The following is an 11,795-nucleotide window of genomic DNA, read 5'->3' as shown; positions in this document are numbered from 1 at the left end:
AGAAAGCCGTTCTGCCGTCGAACGGTCGAACAACTGCCTTGAATATTCTAATACGCCCTCAATTCCTTTTTCGGTTTCGGTTAAACTGAACCAAAGCTCGAATTTTGAATTGTACCTACGCTCGGCTCCCCAAAGCGGGCTGGTTTTTCCGGCATGCAACTCGAAGGACTTGTCCGCATCCGGGGTATTTTGCAGTGTACAGACGACCTGAACCACAGGTGCATGCCGCAACGAGCGGGTGGTATCCGTCGCATCTATAACGACCCGAAATGGGGTGAGCCGATGCGCGAATGCATCAACGACGGTGTCCCGCACACTGGCAAGCTGGCAATCGAAGGAGTTTTGCAAATCAATACGGTTTCGCAATACAAGCGTATTTGCAAAAAATCCGCACAAGTTAGCGAATTCCGGGCGCGGCCGCCCGGCAACCGCCGTGCCGATGACAACGTCGTCTCCCGCTCCCATTCGGGACAACAGGCTGGCCAGGGCCGCTTCGAGCACCATAAAAAGTGTCGCCTGGTGATCTTGAGCCAATCTGTTCAGTTTATCGGCGGTTTTCTTGGAGATCGAGACTGGCACGGCAGCACCATTGTAGTCCATGACCTCAGGGCGAGGCCGATCACTGGGCAAGCTTATCGGGTCCGGGATTCCCGAGAGCTGCTCCTTCCACCAGGACAGCTCTTTCTGCATGGGCTTTCCAGAGAGGACTTCGCGTTGCCAAGCTGCATAGTCTGGGTACTGAATCGGCAACGCAGCAAGTCCTGCCGGAGTACCGGTTGTTTCCTGCCGATAAAGACGTGAAATTTCCTTGGCCAATATCCCCATCGACCAGCCATCAAGTATGATGTGATGGCCCGAAAAAATCAGGGCGTGTCGATCCGAAGCCAGTTTGATCACATGAACACGGAACAGTGGCCCCTTTTCAAGATCGAAAGGCCTTGACAAAAGTTCAGCTATCCTTGCGGAAAGGCTCTGCTCATCCAGGTTCTCATGTTCCAAAATATTAACAACGTTAGAAACGTCGATTTTGTCATGAATGACTTGGTGAGGTGTGCCGTTTTCATTCGGCCGAAACACTGTCCGAAGATTGTCATGTCGTTCCAACAAACAGGAGATGGTCCGCCGAAAGGCGTTTATGTCCAAATTCCCCTCGAATTGGAAACCAACATCCATCCGATAGGAATTGCCCGCTTTTTCGTCCAGCCGGTTAAGGAACCAAAGCCGCTCCTGCTGAAACGATAGCGGCACCGGGTCATTCCGATCAATCTTCTGGATAGGTGATGTTAGGTGGTTCTCGGAGTTGTTTTGAAGACGCGCAAACGGATTGGATACAAGATCATTCTGCTTTTTAGTCATAATTCAAAGATCCTGATATTTTTTTGCCGCACCTTGCCCAAACACCTCATCGAATTGCGCGGCCATTTCCGGGTGCGCTCTGAGGAGTTCAATGGCTTCATCGGTCGGAACTGGTCTTTGGCAAGCGTCCATTCTCGCTGCCAGGTCGCTTACCACTGGCGCTTCGAAAACATCCTTGATGCTGATCGTTTTGGCAGCTTCTGCCTGAAGCTTGGCTACCAACTCCACCGCTTTTAGCGAGTGGCCGCCAAGATCGAAGAAATTATCGTGCCTGCTAATATCATGCGTCCCGAGAAGCTCTTCAAATACCTGCGCAATCAACTTCTCGCTTTTCGTTTCCGGCGCTTCGTATACCGCTTGGGCCAAGGTACCTGACACATCTGGCAAGGCCTTGCGGTTCACCTTTCCGGATGCCGTCATAGGAATGTGGGAAAGGCCCACGAACCGCGCCGGCAACATGTGGGCGGGCAAGATCTTACTGAGTTCCGTCCGTAGTGCCGCTAGATCCAAGGCCCTATCGAGTTCCAGTACATGATTGCTTTCCTGTTCGACACCACTCTGAGAGGCGGAGGCTATTGCGGAGACGCTTGCCAAAGACCGTTTGGTGTCACTATCGGGAACAAGGTACGCTACCAGCTCGGAGCCAGTGGCTGTCTCGTTACCGGTATCATGACGAACCACGACAACGGCCTGTGAGATGCCCACCTGTTTTGCAAGTGCCGCCTCAATCTCACCCGGCTCGACACGCATGCCACGGATTTTGAACTGGGCATCGATCCGGCCAAGGAACTCCAGCTTGCCATCGGGGCGCCAGAGCGCCAGATCTCCGGTTCGGTAAAGGCGCGAGCCAAGTGTGCCCGAAAATGGATCAGCAACAAAGCGCTCGGCAGTTAAGTCCGGGCGCCCCATGTACCCCCAGGCAACCTGAGCCCCGCCTATGAGGAGTTCACCAGCTACACCGAATGGCACCGGCATCAAGCTGCCGTCAACCACGTAAACCTGCGTGTTGGAGACCGGCGAGCCAATGGACACCGCTCCGCCCGAACCATCTGTCGACAGGATATCAAAGGTCGCATTGATGGTGGCTTCAGTCGGCCCGTAATGGTTGATCAACCGGACGACACCTGGGATCCGGAGCACGTCTCCTGCCAATCCTTCTGTCAATGGTTCACCACCCGACAAGATCTGAAGCCCACTCGGATTATGCTCATGCAGAGCACCAACAAGCGCTTCCAGAAGGGCAGGAACGATCACCATGCTGGTCACGCCATTTGCCCCGAGCAATTCAGCCAATTTTGCCGGATCTGCCACATATTCCTCTGGGCAAACAATTACCGTGTGCCCATGGGCTAGCGTCCACCACAACTCTTCGGCGGAATAATCGAAACTGGTAGTGGTGCGGTTCAGAACACGTTCAATTGGGCGCAACGCGAAGTTTTCTTGCGCGAACTGACTGTAGTTCGACAACTCCCTATGCCCAACCAACACGCCCTTTGGTTGCCCAGTCGATCCCGAGGTGTACAAGACATATGCCAAACCTTGGGACATTGGTCTTCGCCCAGCTGGCGGCGCGCAACCCGGAGTTGCTTCAAGTGCTTCTTTCGTGTTCGTACCGTCAAGAACCACAAGATCGATATTGTCGACTTCCGATACAAATCCTGCAGAGTAGATTTCACTCGTGATCACGAGCTCTGTCCCTGTATCCTGCAGCATAAATGCCGAGCGATTGGCAGGGTTTTCCGGATCGAGAGGCAAATAGGCACAGCCAGCTTTCCATATCGCCAGCAAAGAGGTGACCAGGTCAACCGAACGGTTCAGGCAAATCCCGATCACTGAACCCGGAACGGCGCCCCGAGACACAAGGTAGTGCGCCAGTTGATTTGATGCATTGTTCAGATCGCCGTAGGAGATTTCCCGATCACCATCGACTATTGCCAGACAGGCCGGTGCCTTTGTTGCTCTTTGTTCAAAAAGATCAAGTACGGTCTCTTCAACCGGATAGCGCCGTTCCGTCCGGTTCAAATCAACAACAAGACGATCCCGCTCTGAACTGTCCAAAAGAGGAATATCCCGGAGAACGGTGCCGGGATTGTTAGCCAAGGCATTCAGGACCCCGGTGAACATGGCTGCAATCCGCTGCGCTGTCTCTTCGTCAAAAAGTTGAGACGCATAGACCAACCGTCCTTCAAGACCGTTCTCCGTCTCGCTCAGGTCCAGGTTCAAATCATAATGCGCGGCCTGAACGGTAGCTGTATCAACCTGAACTGCCTTGGTGTCGCCAAACAGGAAAGTGTTTTCGTTGTCGGGTGTGTTCTGGAACAGGAGCATGACCTGTGCCAATGGGGCATGGGCCAAAGATCGAACAGGCGATAGCGCTTCGACAACAGCCTCAAACGGCACGGTGTCATGAGCAAATGCCGAGAGCACTGTATTTTTCGCCTCAGCGAGTTGTTCAGTAAATGACCGGTCGAGATCTATGCGGTTCCGCAGTGCGATTGTATTGATGAAAAAGCCACAAAGATCCTCGAATTCTTCGCGCTTTCTGCCGGCCAAGGCCGTGATGATCGCGATATCGTGATCCCCCCCCAACAGCGACAACAAGGTAGCAAAGGCAGCCTCCAAAACAATAAAGAGTGTCGCCCCCTGTTCCTGCGCAAATGTCCTGAGCTTTTGTGTCGCTTCAAGACTGACACGTACGGGTACAGTGCTACCGGAATAGTCCATGACAGCAGGGCGCGGACGGTCAAACGGGAGGCTAATTGCCGGAGGCAGCCCGTCAAGTTCACTGCGCCACCAAGCGGTTTCAACTGCAAGGCGTTCACTCGAAAACACAGTGCGCTGCCAGGAAGCATAGTCGGCATACTGGATTTTGAGTTCCGGAAGGTCTGCGGAACCGCGCCCCTGCGCTTGATCGTAGAAGCTGGACAACTCCCTGATGGCGTGACCGACCGACCAACCATCGATGACAGTGTGATGGCCTCCGATGACCAAAACGTGAGACAATGGCGACCGGCTTATCAGGACCGCCCTGAACAGCGGGCCGTTTTCGAGGTCAAACGGGCGGGCCATCAGCTGCCGAACCCGATCCTTGACACCGGTATCATCCAGATCCCGCCCATCCTCGAGCGTCAACAGGGTCCCGACTTCACCGGCTGTTTTTATAACTTGATACGGGGTGCCATTTTCAGTCCGAAACGCAGTGCGAAACACCTCGTGGCGTGTCACCAGCGCCCTGATTGCCTCATCCAGAGCATTGGTATCGATTGGCCCCTCCATCTCGAAGGCGCCTTCAATATTGTACGGAAGACTAGACCGGGTATCCAACCGGTTCAGAAACCACAGCCTTTCTTGTTGGTAGGACAGTGGAATCGGCTTGGAGCGATCCGCCAATGCAACCGTCTCGCCATCGGTCTGGGTGGACCGGCTATCCAACAGTGCCGCCAACGCGGCAACGGTTGGCGCTTCAAAAACATCCCGGACTGAAATCCTCTTGCCGGTTGCTTTTTCCAGACGCCCCACAAGCCGCACGACACTCAGCGAATGACCGCCCAAATCGAAAAAGCCGTCATGCCGACCGATCGACTCGACGGGAAGCAATTCGCCGAAGGCCTTCGCAACAAGGCGCTCGGTCGCGGAACGAGGCTCTTCATAGATACCTCTCACATGCCCGGCCTCGCCAATCGGCAAAGCTTTCAGATCAACCTTGCCCGACGGCGTTAACGGAACCCTGTCGATACCGATGAAGTCTGCCGGGATCATATGCCCTGGCAGCACGCGAGCCAGATCTTCCTTCAATTCGGCCAAGTCAAAAAGCGCATCAAGCGGCACCGTCTGAACGGCCTTCGAGTTTGACGCTGATATCGTTTGAACCAGATCGGCCGGCAGGACTACTACCGCAACAAGACGCGTATCGCCCCACTCGGACTCCTGGGGGATGACAAATGCTTGCTCGATGTTATCGTGATCTTCAAGGGCTGCTTCGATTTCACCAAGCTCCACCCGCATACCACGGATCTTTACCTGGCTATCCATACGCCCAAGGAACTCTAGCGTTCCATCTGTCCGCCATCTTGCGCGGTCACCCGTTTTATACAAACGTGCACCAGGCTTGCCCGAAAAGGGATCCGGGACAAACTTCTCCGCCGTGAGTTCTGGCTGACCCCAATAACCTTGAGAGACTTGATCACCGCCGATGACGAGCTCACCGACAACGCCAACAGGGGCCGGACTCAAATGATCATCAAGGACATATACTTGAGCTGTATGGTTCGGAACGCCGATTGGAACACCGTCTTCCAGATCAATCTCCGAAAAGGGAATTGATGTTACATTGCACGTTGCTTCCGTCGGTCCATAACCAAGGCACAAATCAGCACCTTTTAATGCTGCCAAGGCCCGGATACGCAAGTCCGTCGGCAATGGAGCCCCGCCAGTGTAGACAAACTCGATACGCGACAGCCACTCCGCGTCTGCCTTGTCAAGCAGTGTTTCCAATACCAATGGCGTCCCGACGAAGGCTGTTACCGGTTCTGCGCTTAATTCTGCGGTCGTGGCGTGAAACGGGCTGTTTCGCAGGCAAATCAGGCTTCCGCCCTTGATCAAGGGAAGAAGTATTTCCCGGACAGCCATATCGAAACCTATTGTTGTGCCCATCAAGACTGCGGGCCGCACAACATCTTGTGCCGCGGATCTCAGCCACGAGATATAACGCGTCAAGTTGCCGACGCTTGCCATTACCCCTTTTGGCTGTCCGGTGGACCCGGAGGTGTAGATTACATATGCCAAACTATCGGGGTAAATCGGTGTTTTAAGCTCATCTCTTCGCACCGGAGATCCGTCCATATGACAAATCTCTTCGGCAATTTCCGGCCCGTCCAGAGCCAGCACTTCGCAGGGGTGCCGCGAACCGCCGTTTTCCAGCCTACCCAAATGATCTGCTGTCGTAAGCACAAGCTTGGCTTCCGCATCTGCCAAGACAAAGGCCAACCTTTTTTCAGGTGACGCAAGGTCTAAAGGAAGATAAGCCCCACCTACTTTGAAGATTGCCAACACCGATACAACCAGTTCAAGGGACCTTTCGAGGCAAACCCCAACTCGTTTTTCGGCACCAATTCCTTTACTGATCAAGTATCTCGCCAACCGGTTGGACTCAGCGTCCAATTCGGCGTAGGTTATTTTACGATCACCGTCAATTACAGCTGTCGCATCGGGGCGGCGGATCACATGAGTTTCAAATAACTCGATTGCTGTCTTTTCCCTCATGACTTTACAGTCAAGGAAGGGTCCCGTAATTTTGTTTGTTTCCTTCTTGTCCAGAATTGGAATTTCACACAATCGAGTTTGAGGGCTGTCTGCTACACTTTCTAGAAGCCGCATAAACATTTTAGCTATACGTTTAGCTGTAGAACGATCAAAAACCTGACGGGAGTATTGCAAGTATCCAGAAATACCTTCTCCGGATTCGAAAAGTTGCATTGAGAGTTCGAACTTCGCGAAGTCAATGTCCACTTCATCGAGAAGTCTACCTGTCGCCCGACCAAGCTTTATGTGCTCCAGTTGAACGGGTGTATTATGCAACATTAACCAGACCTGCACCAATGGCGCATGCCTGAGAGAGCGTTCCGGCGCGACGGCTTCAACTACAGCATCAAACGGTACCATGGAGTGATCGAAAGCAGCCAAAACAGTCTGGCTCGTCTTTTTGAGCTGTTCCTCAAACGAATTCTGTAATTCGACATGGTTTCTCAAAGCCAAGGTGTTGACAAACGATCCGCACACGTTTTCCAGTTCCTTGCGCGGACGTCCTGCAACCGCAGTACCGATCGCAAAATCCTCGCCAGCTCCAAGGCGAGCCAAAAGCGAGGCAAATGCAGCCTCCAGAGCAATGAACAAGGTCGCCTTGTTTTGCCGGGCTAGCTCATTGAGTTTATTGGTAGAAATTTTGTCTAGTGCGACTGGGACTTTACTGCCTGAATAATCCATCACGGCTGGCCGCGGCCGATCAAAAGGTAGCTGGATCGCCTGTGGAAGCCCGGTAAGTGTAGTCTTCCACCAGGAAATCTCATCCTTGAGTTTCTCCTCACTCAGGACATTTCGCTGCCATGCGGCAAAGTCTGCGTATTGCAGAGAGAGATGTGGCAACTCGGCTTTTGCTACCCCGCATTCTTCTTCGTACAGTTTGTTCAAGTCCTCCAGGAGCAACGCATCGCTCCAACCATCCCGAACCGTATGGTGACCGCCAAAAAGCAGAATGTATTCGGACTCGGAACGCTGCAACAAATGAACAATGAAGAGAGGTCCTGATTTCAAATCAAAGGAAACCCCTCTCAGTTCCGCGATCCGTAGCTTGAGATCGGACGGTGACAGATTTGAAGCATCCTCACACACCAATCGCACATTGGGTTTCTCCGGATCACAAATGATCTGGACGGGAACATCAGCCTCTTCGTCAAAACACGTTCTAAGGCTGTCGTGCCTCTCCACCAATCTGCCTACTGCTCTACGGAGTGCGTCTATATTCAGCGCACCATTCAAGTCGAACGCGTGAATTTCGTTGTAGGCAACACCGGCCCTGCTATCCAGACGATCGAGGAACCACAAACTGCTTTGCTGGAAGGACTGGGGAATTGGTTTCGAACGGTCAACCTGTTCAATTGGAACAATTGATGTCGTATCGGCCTTCCTGAGAGCGATTGCCAGTTTCCGGACCGTCGGATGTTCAAATACAAGCTGCAACGGCACCACGTATCCGGTCGTATCCTGCAATCGCCCAGCCAAACGTGCCACATGCAGAGAGTTGCCGCCTTCCTGAAAGAAATCTGTGTCCCGGGAAACCGGACCACGCCCTAGGACGTCCGCAAATGCAGCTGCGATCAGCGTTTCCAGCTCTTCAACCGGTGCTTCTCCCGCGCAGACAGCCTGCCCTGCCACTTTCAGCAGGATCGCATGGTTTCCCAAGGCCTCCGGATCTGTCGCTTCTACCGCGATCAGATCTGCCAGGTGCGGATATTGGGTATTCAGAAGGCTTTTTGCCCTGGCTTCAAATGCAAAGCGGTCTTCTTTTAAAGGTTGGGTGGCCACGTCCTTTCTGCATAGCTGATCAAGCTCGAACAAGTAGGACAAGTGTTCAAGAACCAGATCTGCAGGCAGCCCAAAATCGACCAGACAGGCCAACTCCGAGATCCCGAGGTTTCTCCAATATCTCGCCCGCTCAAGGTTTTCTTTCGGAGAACCAAACAGACCACGCGTATCCAGGAAGTTCGAAACGGCAATATCGATCAGCGACTGATTGATCGCGCCTTCGCTCTCCATCTTTTTGTAGTCGCCAAACTTGGACGAACGGACCAAATCGGTTGCCTGCGCGACATAGCGGGCCATGGGCGCTTCGACACGGGACCGGGCCTCTTGGTTCGACTTGGCCAGGAACGTATGCACCAAAACGGAAACATTTGGCGCCTTGCCTGGATCTTGCGCCTTCCTGGCTTCTGAAAAAGCCTTCAGATAGACATCGATCTTGTCCGCGAGCGCTTCCGGCGAAGCTTGCGCCAAGAAGGTCAAAACATTCAGTTGATTGCTTCCAGCTTCGCGAAATGTCTGTTCGTTGGTCGCAGCCGTGACCCAGATCGGAATGTCGTCCTGAACCGGCAAGGGCCGGATACGGATCGGAAATAATTCCGATCCGTTGGAGAACGATACCTCCTCCCCGCGCCACAAAGCGCGCAGTTTCTGAAGGTTTTCCATCATAAGGTCTTTGCGCGCTTCGAACGTGCCCGGCATCAGAATGAAATCGCGTGCATGCCACCCGGATGCGATGGACATCCCCACCCGACCACCTGACAAATTGTCGATTACCGCCCAGTCCTCGGCCACGCGTACTGGATGGTGCAAAGGCAAGACCACACTGCCCGCCCGAATGGAAATCCGTTTTGTGCGCGCTGCCAGCGCGGCACTTGTCGCAACCGGGCTTGGATACTGACCGCCAAATTGGCCAAAGTGACGCTCCGGCGTCCACACCGCCTCAAGACCCGCGTCGTCGGCCAGTTCGGCCGCCTTCAGCAGAAGATCATAACGGGTTTCTTCACCAGCTTCCGGATCATCCGAACCAAAGAAGAAGAGACCGAATTTCATCCGGCCATCCCCCTCAACCGCGCGCCCGGTCACAGCAGTTGCGCGAGGGTTTCTGACGGCTGCGGCTCGCAAGACAACGCTGCCGTCGGTTTTCAGCAGCCACAAAGCGTTGGCATCAACCACATCGGACATACCGCGCAAGTGGCCTTCCACATCCGCAACACTTGGCAATTTGGAAGATTTGTCTGCTCCTGCAAACCTTTGTGCCAGAGTGGCGTCTGCAAGAATTGAGATATCGGCAAATCCTTCCCATCTTGCGACTTCACTCAAGCCCCCTTCAATGAAGGCCGCGCGCGCCTTGTTTCTCTGCAATTTTCCGGATGTCGTCCGCGGCAAGGATGCCGGGCGGATGAACACCACGCAGGAAACTTCGATTTCATGTTCATCCAGAACTGCACGGCGTATTGCATGCGCCAGCTCATTTGGATTGAAACGGCGTAGGGAATGCCGGCTCAACTCATGCACCAGGACCAGCTGTTCTGTGCCACTGCGCTCGACGCCAAACGCTATCGTGCGGTCATGCCCGAGCATGTCCGTACAATTGTTGGCGGTGATTTCCAGATCTATGGCGTAGTAGTTCTGGCCACGTATAATGACCATTTCCTTACGCCGCCCCAGAACATAAAGATGCCCTTCAACCACAGCACCAAGGTCGCCGGTCCGGAGCCAGCCACGGCCGCTTGTGTCCCCCTTGACCTCAGCCTGAAAAATCTCGCGGGTCAGGTCAGGCTTGTTCCAATACCCAGCGGCAATCGAAGGTCCCCTCACCAGTATTTCACCGACATCGCCATCCGGTTTCGGCGCCAGTGTTTCGGGATCGACCACAACAAGATCATGGCCGCTCATCATGTAGCCATTGGACACGATCTTGCGTCCTGATCGCGCTTCCTGATCGGAAGTAAAATCAAGTTTTTCAGGTACTTCAAGCTTATCCGCGAATTGTTTCTGGTCTTCACACCAGCGCTGCCAAGGCGCTAGCAGGGAAGAGCTGTCAATCGGCTGCCCGGCGGTCAAGAGAACGGTTTCCGCCATCCCGTAGACTGCGCGAAAGGCCCCTGGATCAAAGCTTGCATGCGCAAACTTCCGGGCGAAAGCATCAAGCGTTTCATATCTGACCGGCTCGGCACCATTCAAAGCATGGCGCAGGCATGACAAATCAAGCGTTGCAGCGTCATCATCGGAAATCTCATCACAACACAATTGCCATGCGAAATTGGGTGCCATGGCCAAGCTAACCCGTTGATCAGATATGACTTTCAGCCAGGATTTCGGCTTCTTGACGAAATTCGCAGGCGTCATCAGATACGCGGTCATGCCGGCATATAACGGATAAAGAATCGTGCCGACCAACCCCATGTCATGATAGGGCGGCAACCAGCTGCAAATTGTGTCTTCTTCCCCGACAACAGCTCCTGGATCAAAGCCGAAAATCCGATGGATCTGCGAAACATTTTCGATCACTTGTTTCTGCTGAACCATGACCCCCTTCGGCGATCCGGTCGTGCCCGATGTGTATTGAAGGAAAGCGATCGTATCTTGGTCATAGTCGGACGAAACCCACTCATGCGCCCGACCGGCCGGGATCTCATCGACTTTGTGAAAAATCAGAGGACGCTTTTCTGTCGACCACTCCTCAAGCTTTTCGAACTGCTCCGTCCGGCACAAAACCGTATTTGAACCCGCGTCTGAAAGAATGGTCTCAAGCCGTTCCATATGCTTGTTGTTTCTCGGCGGATAGGCGGGAACAGCCACAACTCCAGCCAATTGACACCCAAGAAATGCACTTATGTAGTCGAGGCCTGGAGGGCACAGAATTAATGCGCGATCGCCTGGAGTGCACGTTTTCAACAGTGTTACAGCCACAGATTTCGAGCGCTGCGCCAAGTCAAAATACGTTATATCTTCGTATTCAATAGAATTCTCATCATGGAAACTTGAAAACCGATACGCAATTTTCGTCGGCTTCAAAGAGGCCCTTGCCAGAAGGAGACTTCCAAGGGTGGCATTGCGGGTTTCGTGCATGTTCATTGCTGAGGTCTCGATATGCGTTTCGCAGACTGAATGCGGGCCAGGCAGAACGAAAGACGTCCCGCTTGAATTGGCTCCTGGAGAAGAGAATACTTAATTGCTATAAACTTCACTGTTATTTATGCATATGTATCAAGCATGGATATAGTTCCGGCCAGCCCATTACCCCAAATTAAAAAATGTTCATCGTGAAGAGATGAGAGAAAAAACTGCGTTTCCAAAGTATCGACCCGGTCAACCCTACTGAGCATTACCAAGTTGTTAGGTTTGGCTGCAGGGGGGGG

The 11,795-nt window shown here is 53.3% G+C and carries 2 protein-coding genes; both read right to left on the bottom strand.

Features of this window, described 5'->3' with window-relative positions:
* Positions 1-1,356, bottom strand: a 1,356-nt coding sequence (locus E1297_RS08110) for a condensation domain-containing protein (RefSeq protein ID WP_244327687.1), incomplete at its 3' end; no start/stop codon positions are given.
* A 3-nt stretch (positions 1,357-1,359) separates the two neighbouring features.
* On the bottom strand, positions 1,360-11,505 hold the full coding sequence (locus E1297_RS08105; RefSeq protein ID WP_244327688.1) for a non-ribosomal peptide synthetase: 10,146 nt from the start codon (positions 11,503-11,505) through the stop codon (positions 1,360-1,362).
* Positions 11,506-11,795: the final 290 nt, after the last annotated feature.

The organism is Roseibium sp. RKSG952 (assembly GCF_009711355.1).
Note: the sequence above shows the minus strand (reverse complement) of the source record. Positions and strands in the feature narration are given on the sequence as shown.

Coding starts and splice junctions, on each gene's coding strand:
- E1297_RS08105 (WP_244327688.1), bottom strand. CDS start 11,505: ATGCACGAAACCCGCAATGCCACCCTTGGAAGTCTCCTTCTGGCAAGG.